Raw genomic sequence first — 15388 nt, 5'->3', positions numbered from 1 at the left:
CCGCCTCAGACGTTGCGCCGGTACTGGCCGCCGACCTCGAAGAACGCGTCGGTGATCTGACCGAGCGAGCAGACCCGGGCGGCGTCCATCAGCACACCGAACAGATTGCCGCCGCGGGTGGCGGCCTCGCGAAGCGCCTTGAGCGCGTCCTGGGCCTCCACCTGGTGGCGGTGCTGGAAGTCGGCCAGCCGGTCGAGCTGGGACTTCTTCTCGTCCTCGGTCGCCCGCGCCAGCTCGACCTCGACGTCCTCCTCGCCCTCGTGCGGGTTGCGGAAGGTGTTCACGCCGACGATCGGCAGCGATCCGTCGTGCTTCTTGCGCTCGTAGAGGATCGACTCGTCCTGGATCCGGCCGCGCTGGTAGCCGGTCTCCATCGCGCCGAGCACGCCGCCGCGCTCGGAGATCCGGTCGAACTCCAGCAGCACGGCCTCCTCGACCAGCTCGGTCAGCTCGTCGATGATGAACGAGCCCTGCAGCGGGTTCTCGTTCTTCGACAGGCCCCACTCCTTGTTGATGATCATCTGGATGGCCATCGCGCGGCGCACCGACGATTCGCTGGGTGTGGTGACCGCCTCGTCGAAGGCGTTGGTGTGCAAGGAGTTCGCGTTGTCGTAGAGCGCACAGAGCGCCTGCAGCGTGGTGCGGATGTCGTTGAAGCTCATCTCCTGCGCGTGCAGCGAGCGGCCCGAGGTCTGCACGTGGTACTTGAGCTTCTGCGAGCGTTCGTTCGCGCCGTAGCGCTCGCGCATGGCCACGGCCCAGATCCGCCGCGCCACCCGGCCGAGCACCGAGTACTCGGCGTCCATGCCGTTGGAGAAGAAGAACGACAGGTTCGGCGCGAAGTCGTCGATGCTCATGCCGCGCGCGAGGTAGGACTCCACGTAGGTGAAGCCGTTGGACAGCGTGAACGCCAGCTGCGAGATCGGGTTCGCCCCGGCCTCCGCGATGTGGTAACCGGAGATCGACACCGAGTAGAAGTTGCGCACCGCGTGCTCGATGAACCACTCCTGGATGTCGGCCATCATCCGCAGGCTGAACTCCGTGGAGAAGATGCAGGTGTTCTGCCCCTGGTCCTCCTTGAGGATGTCGGCCTGCACGGTGCCGCGCACGTTCTTCAGCGCCCACTCGGCCAGCTCGGCGTGCTCGGCCGCGGACGGGTCGCGCCCGTGCTCCGCCTTGAACGCCTCGACGCGCTGGTCGATCGCCGTGTTCAGGAAGAACGCGAGGATCGTCGGCGCGGGGCCGTTGATCGTCATCGAAACCGAGGTGTTCGGCGCGGTGAGGTCGAAGCCGTCGTAGAGGACCTTCATGTCCTCCAGCGTCGCGATGGAGACGCCGGACGTGCCGACCTTGCCGTAGATGTCCGGGCGGGTGTCGGGGTCGTGGCCGTAGAGGGTGACGGAGTCGAACGCCGTGGACAGCCGCTTGGCCTCCGAGTCGGCCGAGAGCAGCTTGAACCGGCGGTTGGTGCGGAGCGCGTCGCCCTCGCCGGCGAACATGCGCGCCGGGTCCTCACCCTCGCGCTTGAACGGGAAAACACCCGCGGTGTAAGGGAAGTATCCGGGCAGGTGCTCGCGGCGCAGGAACGACAGCAGCTCGCCGGGCTCGGAGTAGCGCGGCAGTGCGACGCGCGGGATCCGGTTGCCCGACAGCGTGTCGCGCCACAGCTGCGTGCGCAGCTCCTTGTCGCGGATCTTCACCACCAGCTCGTCCTGGCGGTACTCCCCCGCCAGCGCCTCGAAACGCTCGAGGAGCTTTGTCGACTCGCCGTCCACATCGGACTCGGCCGCGGCCAGCAGGCCGTCCAGCGCGTCGGTCGAGGCGTCTGCTTCGGACAACGCCACCCTGGCCGCGGCCAGGTGGTCGCGCTTGCGGACGGCGGCGACCTGCTGCGCGGTCTTCTCGTGGTAGCCGCGCAGGGTCTCGGCGATCTCCGCGAGGTACCGCGCGCGGTTGCCGGGGATGACCGTGCTGGCGTCGGTGGAGACCTTGCCCGCGACCGCCGGCAGCACCCCCGCCGCGACCGAAAGCCCTTGTCCCGCCAGCAGGTCACGCAGGTGCTGGTACAGCGCGGTGACGCCGTCGTCGTTGAACTTCGCCGCGCTCGTCCCGTAGACCGGCATGTCCTCGGGCCCGGACGAGAACGCCTCGCGGTTGCGCACCAGCTGGCGAGCGACGTCGCGCCGCGCGTCCTCGGCGCCGCGGCGCTCGAACTTGTTGATCGCGACGACGTCGGCGAAGTCGAGCATGTCGATCTTCTCCAGCTGTGACGCGGCGCCGAACTCCGGCGTCATCACGTACAGCGACTCGTCCACGTAGTCGACGATGCCCGCGTCGCCCTGGCCGATGCCCGGCGTCTCCACGATCACCAGGTCGTACCCCGCGGCCTGGCACGCGAGGATCGACTCCCGCAGCCCGACCGGGATCTCGCCGACGGTGGTGCGGGTGGCTAGCGAGCGGAAGTAGACGGGCGAGCCGTCGAGACAGTTCATCCGGATGCGGTCGCCGAGCAGCGCGCCGCCGCCCTTGCGCCGCGACGGGTCCACGGCGAGCACCGCGATCCGCAGCTTGTCCTCCTGGTCCAGGCGGAAGCGGCGGATCAACTCGTCGGTGAGCGAGGACTTGCCGGAGCCGCCGGTGCCGGTGATGCCGAGCACCGGGACGTGGCGCTTCTTCGCCGTTTCCGTGATGGTCTTGAGCCACTCGCCGGGCAGGGCCTCGCGCTGCAGCTGCGTGATCACGCGCGCGAGCGCCGGGACTTCACCGGAGAGCAGCTTGTCCACGGAGGCGGGCGGCTGCGCCGAGAGGTCCACGTCGCAGGCCTTGATCATCAAGTTGATCATGCCCGGCAGGCCCATCTCGTAACCGTCCTCGGGCGAGAAGATCCGGGCCACGCCCCGGGAGTGCAGCAGGTCGATCTCCTCTCGGACGATCACCCCGCCCCCGCCGCCGAACACCTTGATGTGCCCGGCGCCGCGCTCGGCCAGCAGCTCCACCAGGTAGCTGAAGTACTCGACGTGCCCGCCCTGGTACGCGGAGATGGCGATGCCCTGCACGTCCTCGGCGATGGCGGCGGTGGCCACCTCGTCGACCGAGCGGTTGTGCCCGAGGTGCACCACCTCGGCGCCCTGCGACTGCAGGATCCGCCGCATGATGTTGATCGAGGCGTCGTGCCCGTCGAACAGGCTGGACGCGGTCACGAACCGGACCGGGTTCACCGGACGGTACAGGTCGCTGCTCATCCCTCCAAAATACTTGGACTTCCTACTATTGGAAACCCGAGTCCCACGTAACGCAGGTCTCAACCCGTCTTCCGGGCCGGTTGACATCGTCCAGTGAAGGGCTATATTCAACCGAGATGTTAATTAACCGAATGATTGAATAGACATGGCCACTGATCAGCTCAGCATCACCTTCTCCGCGCTGGCCGACCCGACGCGGCGGGCCATCCTCGCCCGGCTCTGCCACGGCGAGGCCACCGTCAACGAGCTGGCCGCGCCGTTCGAGGTGAGCCTGCAGGCGGTGTCGAAGCACCTGAAAGTGCTGGAACAGGCCGGGCTCGTGAGCCGCGGCCGCACCCGGCAGTGGCGGCCGTGCCGCCTGGAGGCGCGGCCGCTGGCCGTCGTCGCCGACTGGGTGGGCGAGTACCGGCAGTTCTGGGAGGCCGGGTTCGACCGCTTGGACGAGCACCTGCGCAGGATTCAGGCAACCGCTAGGGAGACCGGCGAATGACCGAACACGAACTCACCATCACCCGGGCGTTCGACGCCCCGCGCGAACTGGTGTTCCGCGCCTGGACCGACCCGGACCACCTGGCGAGCTGGCTGGGCCCGCAGAAGTTCACCGCCTCGTCCGTGACGACCGACCCGCGGCCCGGCGGCCGGTGGCGCGCGTGCATCAGCAGCGAGGAGTACGGCGTCGAGCGCTGGATGGAGGGCAGCTACCGCGAACTCGACCCGCCCCGGCGGCTGGTGTTCACCTACCGCTGGGACGACCCCGCCGACGAGGTCGGCGAGACGCTGGTGACGATCACCTTCGACGGCACCGGCGACAAGACCGAGATGACCTTCCACCAGGCCCCGTTCCCGAACGAGGTGGAGCGCGACGGCCACTTCCACGGCTGGCAGTCCGGCTTCGAAGACCTCGCCGTCCAGCTCGCCCGGATCCGTCAGGAGGCATGATGACCACCGCACTCCCCCGCGTCGTTTCCGCCGAAGAGTGGCAGGCCGCGCGCGAAGACTTGCTGCGCAAGGAAAAGGACCTCACCCGCGCGGCCGACCGGCTGGCCGCCGAGCGCCGCCGGCTGCCGATGGTCCCCTTCGCCAAGCCCTACGAGTTCACCACGCCGGACGGCCCGAAGCGCCTGCTGGACCTGTTCGAGGGCCGCCGCCAGCTGATCGTCTACCACTTCATGCTGCACCCGGGCGACGCCGCGGGCTGCCCCGGCTGCTCGCTGCTCGTGGACAACATGAGCCACCCGGCGCACCTGAACGCGCGGGACGTCACGCTCACCGTGGTCGCGCCCGCGACCCTGCCCGAGATCGAGTCCTATCGGGACCGGATGGGCTGGACGGTGCCGTGGGTTTCCGCCGCGGGCAGCGACTTCACCGCCGACTGCGGCGTCGGCACGGGCTTCGGGCTGAGCGTCTTCCTGCGCGACGGCTCGGACGTCTACCGCACGTACTTCACCAGCGACCGCGGCGGGGAGCAGTTCGTCTCGACGCTGCGGTACCTGGACGTGACGCCGTTCGGCCGCCAGGAGGCTTGGGAGGAATCCGGGCACGGCTCCGACGCGCCCAGCTCGTGGTGGCGCCGGCACGACGAATACTGAACCGGAACATCCCCGCCCGGTGTCCGGTCCCCCGGACCGGCTCCGACCGGTGGGTGACGGCGTCCCCGAGAGGCGCCGCCCGGTGAAAGAGGGTCTACGTCATGGGTGAGCTCGTCTACCAGGTCCACGTCTCGCTCGACGGCTGCGTCGAGGGGCCGCGCGGGGAGTTCGACTGGGCGCCGATGGGGCCGGAGCTGGCCGTCCACAGCGAAACGCTCACCGGGCGTTCCGCGGTGCTGGCCTACGGGCGGCGGGTGTGGGAGATGATGGCCGGCTACTGGCCGACGGCCGAGGCCTTGGACGATCCGCACGGCCGCGCGTTCGCGCCGGTGTGGCTGGCGATGCCGAAGGTCGTCTTCTCCCGCACCCTGGCCGAGGCGGGCTGGAACACGCGGGTGCTGAACGGTGACCTGGCCGAAGAGGTGGCGGCGCTGAAAGCCGCGCACGAGAAGGACATCCTGCTCGTCGGCGGGGCCACCCTGCCGGCCGAGCTCGGCCGGCTGGGGCTGATCGACGAGTACCAGGTGTTCGTTCACCCGGTGGTGCTGGGCGGCGACAAACGCCCGTTCGCCATCGACGCCGACCGGCTGGAGCTCGAACTGGCCGGGTCCCGGGTGTTCGACGGCCGCGTGGTGCTGCTGCGGTACCGCCGGTCCGCGGGCTGAAGGCCGCGACCGCGCCGGGTCACCGATCCGGTGACCCGGCAGCCGCGGTCAGCGGGCCTTGGCCGCCCGGAGGGCGATCCACTGGCGCATGGCGTACTCGACGAGCGTGATCAGCGTCTGCTTCGTCGACTCGCGGTCCCGGGCGTCACAGCGCACGATCGGGATGTTCGGGTCGATCGACAGCGCCTCGCGCACGTCGTTGATGTCGTGCTCCAGCACCCCGTCGAAGGTGTTGACGCCGACGATGTAGGGCAGGCCGCGGTCCTCGAAGAAGTCGATCGGCGCGAACGAGTCCGCCAGCCGGCGGGTGTCGGCCAGCACGACGGCGCCGATCGCGCCCCGGACCAGGTCGTCCCACATGAACCAGAACCGCTGCTGGCCCGGGGTGCCGAACAGGTACAGGATCAGGTCGGCGTCGAGCGACACACGGCCGAAGTCCATGGCGACCGTCGTGGTCGTCTTGTTCGGGGTCTGGTCGAGGTTGTCGATGCCGCGGCTCGCGTCGGTCATCATCGCCTCGGTGGTGAGCGGAACGATCTCCGACACCGAGCCCACGAACGTCGTTTTGCCCGCACCGAAGCCGCCCGCCACCACGATCTTCGCCGATGTCATGGTCGGGGGCGCGGTATCCCGCGGTGCCTTAAAGCCGACGGAGTCCACTCAAAACCCTTTCCATCAACATCAAGTGTGCTTCGGCGCCGTCATTACCCGTGATCGTCCGGTGCACCGTGACCAGTCCCGCGTCGGCCGCGTCGCTGATCAACACCCTGGCGACCCCGAGTGGCACCCGCAGGGCCGCCGCGATCTCGGCGACCGAGCGCGGGGTCCGGCACTCTTCCATGATCGAGATGCTCTCGATCTGCTCCGCCGCCGCGTGGGGGAAGCCCCCCGCGGCGACCTGGTCCTTGGTGGAGACCAGGGTCTCCAGTTCGAGCGCGTAGTTCGCCCGCGTGCGCCCGCCGGTGAGAGCGTACGGCCGGACGATCGCGGTCTCCTCGGCCGGGTCCACCCGATCGGGTCGTTCCGGCTGGCCGAAGACCGGGGGCATGACGAACTCGCCGCTGGGCGGTCCGGGGTCGAAGAGCCCGCCTGGTCTAGGCCCGTCCGCGTCGGTACTGCCCGGTGGGGAGACTAGAGAGGTCACACGATCTCCTATCTCGGCCGGCGGCGGCGCCGCCGGCGGTTCCGCGGCCGCGTGCGCTCCGGCGGCCGGGGTTTCGGGGGACTGGGACTCCTTGGACTCTTTGACGGTCTTCTTGCGCTTGCGGCGGGAGCGGCCGGAATCGAGGCTGAAGCCGTTGAGGACGTCGGCGAACGTGCCGTCGTCGCGGGCAGCACCAGGGGCCTCCGCACGCGGAGGCTCGCCACCCTCTCCCGGTTCCTCGCCGGACGATCCGGACCCCGTGCTCATCGCCAGATCATCCCACCGGCTCGCCGATCAGAGAGCCACCCGCGCCCTGCAACTGTGCGCGAAGTTCCGGGGTGAGGATCTGCCCGACCCGGTCGACCAGCATCGTCATCTCGTAGGCGACCTGGCCGATGTCGCAGTTCGGTGCGGCGAGGATCGCGAGGCAGGAGCCGTCGCTGATCGACATCAGCACCATGATGCCGAGCTCCATCTCGACCACGGTCTCGTTGACCGCGCCCGCCTCGAAGCAGCGGGCCGCGCCCTGGGTCAGGCTGACCAGCCCGGACGCCACGGCGGCCAGCTGGTCGGCGCGGTCGAGCGGCAGCCGGTTGGAGGCCGTGAGCAGCAGCCCGTCCGCGGACACCACCACCGCGTGCGCGACACCCGGGACGCGCTCGGCGAAGTCGTTCACCAGCCAGCCGAACTGGTTCTGCTGCGGCTGGGCCGTACTCGGCGAGGTCATTCACCCTCCAGTGTTTCGTGGTTGGTCTCGGCGGCGGCCTGCGCGGTGCGGTGCCGGCCACGCTGGATGCCCTGCTGGAAACTGCTCAGGCGGCCACGCACGTCGTGTGCGTCGCGAGTCGGAAGGGGGCCCGCCGTCCCGGAAGGCGGCGGGGCGCTGCCCGGGAGCAGCTGCTCCCCTCGACGGCGCCGGGGCAATCCTGCCGAAGTGAACAAAGCGGGTGTCGACTGGGACACCGCTTCGACCGCTCGCCACCCGTCATCCGACCCGAAGTTCCACTCCGAATCGGGCGTATCCGACGAAGCACCCAGGATTTCGGGCACGGTAGTGGGCAGGTCTCGCGGTCCGTCCGCCGGGGGTCCCGGCGGCACGTCGGTGGCCGCCGGACGGCGGGCGGGCAGTGACGCCGGCGGCCCGTCCGGGCGGCTGGGCGCCTCCGCGCCGGGACGCCGGGACGGCAGCGCGTCCGGACGGCCGGACTCGGCGGCCTGGCCCAGCCCGGTCTGCGGCGCGGGCGCGTCCGGACGAGCCGGCTGCGGCGCGGGCGTCTCCGGGCGGACGATCGGCGGAGCGGCGTCCGGACGCGTGGCCGGCGGGGCACTCGCATCCGGCCGGACGGTCTGCGGCCCGGACGCGTTCGGGCGGACGATCGGCGGGGCACTCGCGTCCGGGCGGACGGTCTGCTCGGGATCGAACGCCGGCCGGGCGTTCGGGCGCGGGGTGAAGGCTTCGGGCCCACGCTCGGCGGCCGGCTGCGGTTCGGCCTCAGCCGGCGCCTGTGCGGCCATCCGGTCCGTATAGGACTGGAAGACGTCCTGTCCGGGAGCCAGCGGGGCCTCGGGAGCACGGCCGGCGTTCGGGTCGAAAGCCGCCGGAACCCGGCCGGGCAGCGGCCCGGCGGGCGCGTGGCCCGGCGTGAGCGGTCCGGTGAGCCCCGGCGCCGGAGCGTCCGTGCCGGGCGCACTGCCCGGCCCGTCGAGGCGGCCCGCGACGGGAGTCTCCGCGTCGGCGGTACCAACGGTCCCGTCGAGCCGTCCGAGCGCCTGCGCCCCGAGTCCCTGCGACTGTCCGGACTCGACCGGCTGTGCGGACTCGACCGGCTGGCCGGGCTGGCCGGTGGCCGACGGCTCCGTGCCCCCCCGGGTCTCCTGACGGCCCCGGGTGACGCCGCGCTGGAAGCTGTTCAGCCGCCCGCGGACGTCCGAAGGGTCGCGCACCGGAAGCTCCGGCTTGGCCGGAGAGTCGGTCGCCCCCGGCTCCGAGGTCGCGCTGCCCGGCATGAGCTGCTCGCCCCGGCGGCGGCGCGGCAGCCCGGCCGGGGTGAACGCGGTGGGCTCGACCTGCGACACCGCCTGGACGGTGCGCCAGTTCTCGTCGCTCGCGAAGTCCCAGTTCCGCTCGTCCTGCTCCGGCGTGGTGACCGGGGCGACGCCGGGCTGGACTTCCGCGAGGGCGTCGGCTTCGGCGGGCTCGCCGTCCTTGACCCCGGTTTCCTTGGTGTCCTTGGCTTCCTTGACGTCCTTGGGCTCGACGGCCGGGACCGGCGAACGGAACCAGACCGAGAGCATCTCGTCGAAGATCGGCGTGGTCTCGATGGTCGTCTCGGCGGCCGACGGCGGCGGCACCTCGGGCACCTTCTGCGCGGCCTGGTTCCACCAGTCGCTCAGCGTGGTTCCGTTGGCGGAGAACAGGTCCTTGCCCGAGGGCAGCTCGCCCTGACGCCGTCCCTCCGACCCCGAAGGCTCGCCCGCTTCCTCGGCCACGGGCGCCTCGACGGGCTCGGTGACTTCGGTGGCCTCGGCGGGCGCGGCCGGCTGGGGCTCGGACTCGGGCCGCGGCGGCGGGACCTGGAGGATCTGCGGCACCCGCGGCACCCGCGGCGGGCCGTCCTCCCGCGGGATCGGGCTGAACAGCGCGGTCCCGGAGATCTCGAGGTCCGACGGCGGCCGCACGCCCGGGGCGGCCTGCTGCCCGTTGGCGTACCCCGCGAGGTCGCCGGACGAAGACCGCAGCTGGTCGTCGCCGTGGCCCTGCTGCAGCGGCACCGCGCCGGGGCGGGCCGAGCCGTTGACCGGACGCTGGCGCCGCGGCAGGCCGCCGGGGCTCACCGGCGGGACGGCGACGCTCTTCATCGGGCCCGTGTGCGGCGCGTTGTCCACCACGGCGCCGGTCATCACCAGCTCCGGCGGGACCACCACGGTGGCGCGCACGCCGACGATGTCCTTGCCGCCGTGCAGCGAAACGCCGATGCGGTGGCGCCCGGCCAGGCGGCCGACCACGAACAGGCCCATCCGGCGCGAGGTGGCGAGGTCGACCGAGCCGGCCTCGGTGAGCCGGCTGTTGGCCTCCACCACCTCGTACTCGTTCATGCCGATGCCCTTGTCGAGGATGTCGACGTTGAGCGAGCCGTCGTCGGCGAGCCGCGTCGCGACCGTCACCTGCGTCTCCGGCGCGGAGAACGCGGTGGCGTTGTCGAGCAGCTCGGCGACGAGGCGCTGGACGTCGCTGGCCGCGAACCCGACGATCTTCACCGCGGGCGGCTGCTGCACCGAAACCCGCTGGTACTGCTCGATCTCCGAGACGGCGGCGCGCAGCACGTCGTGCGCGCTCACCGGCTGCCCGGAGCGGCGGCCCGGCTCGGCGCCGGAGAGGACCATCAGGTTCTCGTTGTTGCGCCGCATCCGGGTGGCGAGGTGGTCGAGCTGGAACAGGGTGGCGAGCTGGTCGGCGTCCTCTTCGTCGCGCTCCAGCCGCTCGATCAGCTGCAGCTGCCGCTGCACGAGGCTCTGGCTGCGCCGCGACAGGTTGACGAACACGCTGCTGTAACCGGCGCGCATCGCGGCCTGCTCGGTCGCGAGCCGCAGCGCCTGGCTGTGCACCTGCTCGAAGGCGCGCGCCACCTCGCCGACCTCGTCGTGCACATGCACCGGAACCGGCGCGACCTCGATGCTCTGGGAGCGGCCCTCCTGGATGTTGCGGACCGCGGCCGGCAGCTCCTTCTCCGCGACGTCCAGCGCGCTGCGGCGCAGGGTGGACAGCGACCGGAGCAGCTGGCGGGTGATCAGGAAGACGACGGCGGCGGCCACGACCAGCGCGGCGAACAGCAGCACGGCGAGCAGGCCGGCGCTGCTGCTGGCGTCCTCGACCAGCGCCGCCGACGCGTCCGTCGCCTCGGCGCCGAGGCGCTTGCCGACGTCGGACAGCTGGCTCACCACGGCGCTGGAGGTGTTGTTCCACTCCTGCGCCGACATCCCGCGCAGCGCGTCGTCACTCGACGCGCCCTGTTCGCCCAGTGCCTGGCCGACCATCCGCTTGCGGTCGTAGGAGGAGTCGGGCTTGAGCGTGCTGTCGAGGTCCTGGCGCTGCGGCGCGGTGGCGGCGGCGCTGAAGTCGTCCATCCGGTCGTCGAACCGGAGCTCCGCGTCGCGGACGTCGCTGAGCTGCTGCGCCGGCAGGCCGCCACGCGAGATGCCGAACGCGATCAGCGCCTGGCTGACCGAGGCCTGTTCCTTGGCGGCCTCGAGGTCGTGCAGCGCGTTCGGGGTGCCGCCCAGCGCGTCGGCGCTGGCGCCCGCGGCCACCGCGGTGTCGGCGGCGATCAGCGCGGTGGTCACGGCGTTGTAGTCACTGACGGCCTCGGCCGCGTCCAGCAGCCCGGCGCCGACCTGCTGGCGGATCACGGCGATCTCGTTGACCTGAGCGGTCGCGGAGTTCACCGCACCGGACACACTGGACTCGTCGGCGCCGACCCGGCCCGCGGCCGTGGTGAAGGGGTCGACCGCGGCGTCGGTGGCCGCGCGGGCGGCCTTCAGCTCCGGCGTCACCCCGGCCGAGCCGACGATCAGCTGCTGCGCGGTCAGGGTGCGCTCGTGCTGCAGCCCGTCGGTGAGCGCGCGCAGCTGGCTGCTCAGCCCGACCAGACGGTCGATGCGCTCGTAGTCGTCGGAGCGGCTGACCTGGCCGACGATCGCGGTGACACCCAGCACGACCGCGAGCACGATGGGGACCAGCGTGACGGCCGACAGCTTGACCGCCAGGCTCCAGTCCCGCCAGCCCAGCACGGCGCGCCAGCCGGTTGACCAGCGCGACCGCCGGGGCGGGCGGCCGAGCAGTTTCCCAACAGGCACCTGGCCTTCTCCTGCAACGGTCACGAAAGTGACTCCCTGTCCGGCGTCGTGGCTGCCCGTCGACGGCTTCCGGTGCTCCCGGCGCGGCCCACGGCATTCCGCCGACCCGCGCGAACGACCCCGGGTGGGCACCTTGGAGCCGATCGGTCACCCCTGCGTCCGGAACTGTGGTTCCCGGGACTTTGCACGTGCATGGCGCAAGTTGCGTACTGCACGCGGGTGGTCGAGATCAACTTGTCTGTGCCTATCGATCGCTGCGGTCAGCTGGGCCAAAGAATCGTACACCAATCCCAGCCGAGGTAATTCTCTTCCACTTCGACTGGCTGACCAGGGAAAAGAGGCCGGACACCCCGTGTACGCAGCCCTGATTCGCCATGTTGGGCGTCAACCGGGAATTCCGGTTACCGGTTGGACGGGGTCTCGGCATCCGGTCGTCACCCGATTAGCCCACGCAGCGTAGTCAGATAGCTCGGGGGATCTACGCTCCGTGCCCCCATCGGGTGGGTCAAGCGTGAAGATGAACCCGATGTTGTGGTGTAGCAGCAACTCGCCGCCCGACCCGGTGATTTCTTTCGGGATCCCGTGCTGGCCTGCGAATCCTCTTCCACCCCCCGCGAAGGAAGGACGAGAGCGGGGCCGACGCCCCGTTTGACGGCTACCGGGGGTAGCGCATTCGTGTCGTCAGAGAGTGTCGCTCAACCATTTGCCGCAGCCTTCCCGAGCTGCGGCGACGCCGTGTGACAACACCCCTGCTATTCCGAGTGATCTGCCCGTGATCAAAGTCAGGGCGACCGTTTTCGCGTATTTCCGGCTATAAAACGAATTCCGGGACCCGTCCGCGGAACCGGCTTTTTCCGGTGCGCCCGGCCGTCGTTACTATGGCCGCCTCCCTGTCCGCAAGAGCAGACCGGGCGCCACTCGAACGAGGGGCACCGACCCGGCCCGCCCACGGACGCAAGTTGCCGGAGGCACCCATGCACGAAGTCACGCGGCCCCCCGCGACGAGCAACTCGCTCGACGAGACCGGTCAGCTGCCGGCCCTGTTCGCCCGGGAGGGCGAAGAACCGGCCCCGGCCGTCCCGAACGGGCCCGACTACGACCTCATCCAGCGCAGCCCGGAGTTCCGCACCCTGCGCCGGCGGTACCGCGGGTTCGTCTTCCCGATGAGCATCGCCTTCTTCCTCTGGTACCTGACCTACGTGGTGCTGGCCGCCTACGCCGGCGACTTCATGAGCACCCCGGTGTTCGGCCTGGTCAACGTGGGCATGCTGCTCGGGCTCGCACAGTTCGTGACCACCGCGCTGATCACCCTGTGCTATGTCCGGTTCGCCAACCGGCAGGTCGACCCGAGGGTCGCCGAACTCAGGGAACGCGCAGCCGTGACGGAAGGGATCCAGCAGTGATCGCACTGGCCGAAAGCACGCCCGCGAGCAACCCGCTCGTGAACACCGGGGTCTTCGCCCTGTTCGTCGCGATCACCCTGTACGTGGTCTACCGGGCGGGCAACCGGGGCCAGAAGACCTCGACCTCCGACTACTACGCGGCCGACAGCGCCTTCACCGGGCGGCAGAACGGCGTCGCGCTCTCGGGCGACTTCCTGTCGGCCGCCTCGTTCCTCGGCATCGCCGGCGCGATCGCGATCCACGGCTACGACGGCTTCCTCTACTCCATCGGATTCCTGGTGGCGTGGCTCGTCGACCTCCTGCTGATCGCCGAACTGCTGCGCAACACCGGCCGGTTCACGATGGGTGACGTGCTGAGCTTCCGGATGCGGCAGCGCCCCGTGCGCGCCGCCTCCGCGACCTCGACGCTCATCATCTCCTTCTTCTACATGCTGGCGCAGATGGCCGGCGCCGGCGGCCTCGTCGCGCTGCTGCTGAACGTGCACTCCCGGCTGGGCCAGGCGCTGGTGATCGCCGTGGTCGGCATGGTGATGGTCGTCTACGTGCTGGTCGGCGGGATGAAGGGCACCACGTGGGTGCAGATCATCAAGGCGAGCATCCTGCTGGTCGCCGCCACGCTGATCACCGTGTTCCTGTTCGGCAAGTACGGCTTCAACTTCTCCAACCTGCTCACCGCGGCGACCGACCGCAGCCCGATGGGCACGCAGCTGCTCGAGCCCGGCGGCTCGTACGGGCAGAACGGCACCACCAAGCTCGACTTCGTCTCGCTGTCGCTGGCACTGGTGCTCGGCATCGCCTCGCTGCCGCACGTGCTGATGCGCTTCTACACCGTGCCGAACTCCCGTGAAGCCCGCCGCTCGGTGGTCTGGGCCACGGCGTGCATGTTCGTGTTCTACCTGTGCACGCTGGTGATCGGCTTCGGCGCGGCGGCGCTGGTGGGCGCCGACGAGATCAAGAGCGCGCCCGGCGGCGAGAACTCCGCGGCCCCGCTGCTGGCCCTGCACATCGGCGGCACGCTGCTGCTCGGCGTCGTCTCCGCGGTCGCGTTCGCCACCATCCTGGCCGTGGTCGCGGGCCTGACGATCACCGCGTCCGCCTCCTTCGCGCACGACGTCTACGCGAACATCATGAAGCGCGGCAAGGCGGAGCCGGCCGACGAGGTGCGTGTGGCCCGGCTGACCGCGCTGGTGATCGGCGTCCTGGCGATCCTCGGCGGCATCCTGGTCAACGGGCAGAACATCGCGTTCCTGGTCGCGCTGGCGCTGGCCGTCGCGGCGTCGGCGAACCTCTCGACGCTGCTGTACTCGCTGTTCTGGAAGCGGTTCAACACGACCGGCACGCTGTGGAGCATCTACGGCGGGCTGATCGCGTGCCTGGCGCTGGTGCTGTTCTCCCCGGTGGTCTCCGGCGCGGCCGACTCGATCTTCCCGAGCATCGACTTCCACTGGTTCCCGCTCAAGAACCCGGGCCTGGCCTCGATCCCGTTCTCGTTCCTGTGCGGGGCGATCGGCACCTTCGTCGGCCGGTCGAAGGCCGACTCGGCCAAGCACGCCGAGATGGAGGTCCGGTCGCTGACCGGCATCGGCTCCTGAACCCCTCCCGCCGAAGTCCCTGAAGGCCACCATGAGGGCATATCCGACCCTCATGGTGGCCTTCAGGGACCCCGGGCAACGCCGCTCGCCTGCGCGGACAGCGCCAAGCGGCTCAGAAGATGTTCTGCCCGGCCTGCACGCGGTGGGTCACCCGGCGCTCGACCAGGAACGAGACGAACGGGACGCAGCCGGCCAGCAGGACCAGCACCGTGCTCTTGATCGACCAGCGGGCCTTGATCGCCAGGTCGATGGTGAGCACCAGGTAGATCATGTAGAGCACGCCGTGGATCGGCGAGTAGACGGCCGCCGGGGTGGCGTTGCCGAAGCCGTACTCGACGACCATCGTCGCGCACAGCGCGAGCAGGCCGACGCCGGTCACGTAAGCACTGACGCGGAAGCGCAGCAGCGGGCCGGACAGCGACGCCGGGCGGGTCTTCGCGGCACCCTCGGTGCTGGTGGTCATGAGCTGGTCCTCACTTCTGCGGGCTTCAGGACTGCTGGTCGCGGGCGTGCAGCTCGCGCAGGTAGCTGTTGTACGCGGCGAGCTCGGCGTCCTCTTCGGTGACGACGGCCGGCTGACGCACGACGACGGCGCGCCTCGGGGCGGGCACGGTCACCTCGGCCGGGGACGCGGCCGGGTTCGCCGCCTCGGCTTGTTCGCGCTCGCGCAGTTTCTTGATGCGCCAGAACATAAAAGCCGGGAACAGGCCGAAGAGCGGCCACTGCAGCACGTAACCGAGGTTCTGGAAGGTGCCGCTGGCGGACATGAACCGGTCCCACTGCCACCAGGCCAGCCCGCAGCACAACGCCAGGCTCACGAGGCACGTCACGGCGATCATGAGCCGGCGCCCGAGCAGGGACGTGGCCGGGCCGGAGTTCGCTGGCACGGGCTAGACGCT

Annotated in this window: 13 protein-coding genes; 6 read left to right on the top strand and 7 right to left on the bottom strand. The window is 70.5% G+C overall.

Going from position 1 to position 15388, the window contains the following annotated elements; all coding sequences use genetic code 11:
* Window positions 1-5: 5 nt before the first annotated feature.
* Window positions 6-3242, bottom strand: coding sequence for a fused isobutyryl-CoA mutase/GTPase IcmF (icmF, locus tag OG943_RS01625; protein WP_328607862.1), 3237 nt, complete (start codon window positions 3240-3242; stop codon window positions 6-8).
* Between the two features lie 145 nt (window positions 3243-3387).
* Between icmF and OG943_RS01620 the strand changes: the two genes are divergently transcribed.
* From OG943_RS01620 to OG943_RS01605, 4 genes are all read left to right on the top strand, one after another.
* Window positions 3388-3732, top strand: coding sequence for an ArsR/SmtB family transcription factor (locus tag OG943_RS01620; RefSeq protein ID WP_328607861.1), 345 nt, complete (start codon window positions 3388-3390; stop codon window positions 3730-3732).
* Complete coding sequence (locus OG943_RS01615) at window positions 3729-4181, top strand: SRPBCC family protein (RefSeq protein WP_328607860.1); 453 nt, start codon at window positions 3729-3731, stop codon at window positions 4179-4181. The genes OG943_RS01620 and OG943_RS01615 overlap by 4 nt, the downstream gene beginning before the upstream one ends.
* Window positions 4181-4831 carry a DUF899 domain-containing protein gene (locus OG943_RS01610; protein WP_328607859.1) on the top strand — a complete coding sequence of 217 codons (651 nt, stop codon included), beginning with the start codon at window positions 4181-4183 and terminating at the stop codon, window positions 4829-4831. The genes OG943_RS01615 and OG943_RS01610 overlap by 1 nt, the downstream gene beginning before the upstream one ends.
* 101 nt (window positions 4832-4932) lie before the next feature.
* The gene (locus OG943_RS01605) at window positions 4933-5496 is read left to right on the top strand and encodes a dihydrofolate reductase family protein (protein WP_328607858.1); all 564 of its coding nucleotides are present in this window, start codon (window positions 4933-4935) and stop codon (window positions 5494-5496) included.
* 48 nt (window positions 5497-5544) lie between these two features.
* On the opposite strand, the gene OG943_RS01600 is transcribed toward OG943_RS01605, so the two are convergent.
* Genes OG943_RS01600 through OG943_RS01585 form a run of 4 tightly spaced genes read right to left on the bottom strand, consistent with a single transcriptional unit; the run spans window position 5545 to window position 11494 of the window.
* On the bottom strand, window positions 5545-6108 hold the full coding sequence (locus tag OG943_RS01600; RefSeq protein ID WP_091617765.1) for a GTP-binding protein: 564 nt from the start codon (window positions 6106-6108) through the stop codon (window positions 5545-5547).
* A gap of 28 nt (window positions 6109-6136) precedes the next feature.
* Window positions 6137-6907, bottom strand: a complete 771-nt coding sequence (locus OG943_RS01595) for a DUF742 domain-containing protein (protein WP_328607857.1) — start codon at window positions 6905-6907, stop codon at window positions 6137-6139.
* A 7-nt stretch (window positions 6908-6914) separates the two neighbouring features.
* Window positions 6915-7367 (bottom strand): roadblock/LC7 domain-containing protein, encoded by a 453-nt coding sequence (locus OG943_RS01590; RefSeq protein WP_220238205.1) that lies wholly within the window; start codon window positions 7365-7367, stop codon window positions 6915-6917.
* Complete coding sequence (locus OG943_RS01585) at window positions 7364-11494, bottom strand: sensor histidine kinase (RefSeq protein ID WP_328607856.1); 4131 nt, start codon at window positions 11492-11494, stop codon at window positions 7364-7366. The genes OG943_RS01590 and OG943_RS01585 overlap by 4 nt, the downstream gene beginning before the upstream one ends.
* A 974-nt stretch (window positions 11495-12468) precedes the next feature.
* Here OG943_RS01585 and OG943_RS01580 point away from each other — a divergent pair.
* On the top strand, window positions 12469-12897 hold the full coding sequence (locus tag OG943_RS01580) for a DUF485 domain-containing protein (protein WP_328607855.1): 429 nt from the start codon (window positions 12469-12471) through the stop codon (window positions 12895-12897).
* Complete coding sequence (locus OG943_RS01575; protein WP_328607854.1) at window positions 12894-14489, top strand: solute symporter family protein; 1596 nt, start codon at window positions 12894-12896, stop codon at window positions 14487-14489. The genes OG943_RS01580 and OG943_RS01575 overlap by 4 nt, the downstream gene beginning before the upstream one ends.
* Before the next feature lie 112 nt (window positions 14490-14601).
* Here the strand turns inward: OG943_RS01575 and OG943_RS01570 are convergent, their stop codons facing one another.
* Both OG943_RS01570 and OG943_RS01565 read right to left on the bottom strand, forming a co-directional pair.
* On the bottom strand, window positions 14602-14952 hold the full coding sequence (locus OG943_RS01570) for a DUF3817 domain-containing protein (protein ID WP_328607853.1): 351 nt from the start codon (window positions 14950-14952) through the stop codon (window positions 14602-14604).
* A 25-nt stretch (window positions 14953-14977) separates the two neighbouring features.
* Window positions 14978-15328 (bottom strand): hypothetical protein, encoded by a 351-nt coding sequence (locus OG943_RS01565; RefSeq protein ID WP_328611966.1) that lies wholly within the window; start codon window positions 15326-15328, stop codon window positions 14978-14980.
* Between the last annotated feature and the right edge of the window lie 60 nt (window positions 15329-15388).

Origin of the sequence: Amycolatopsis sp. NBC_00345, assembly GCF_036116635.1 — a bacterium.
Classification (GTDB): domain Bacteria; phylum Actinomycetota; class Actinomycetes; order Mycobacteriales; family Pseudonocardiaceae; genus Amycolatopsis.
Note: the sequence above shows the minus strand (reverse complement) of the source record. Positions and strands in the feature narration are given on the sequence as shown.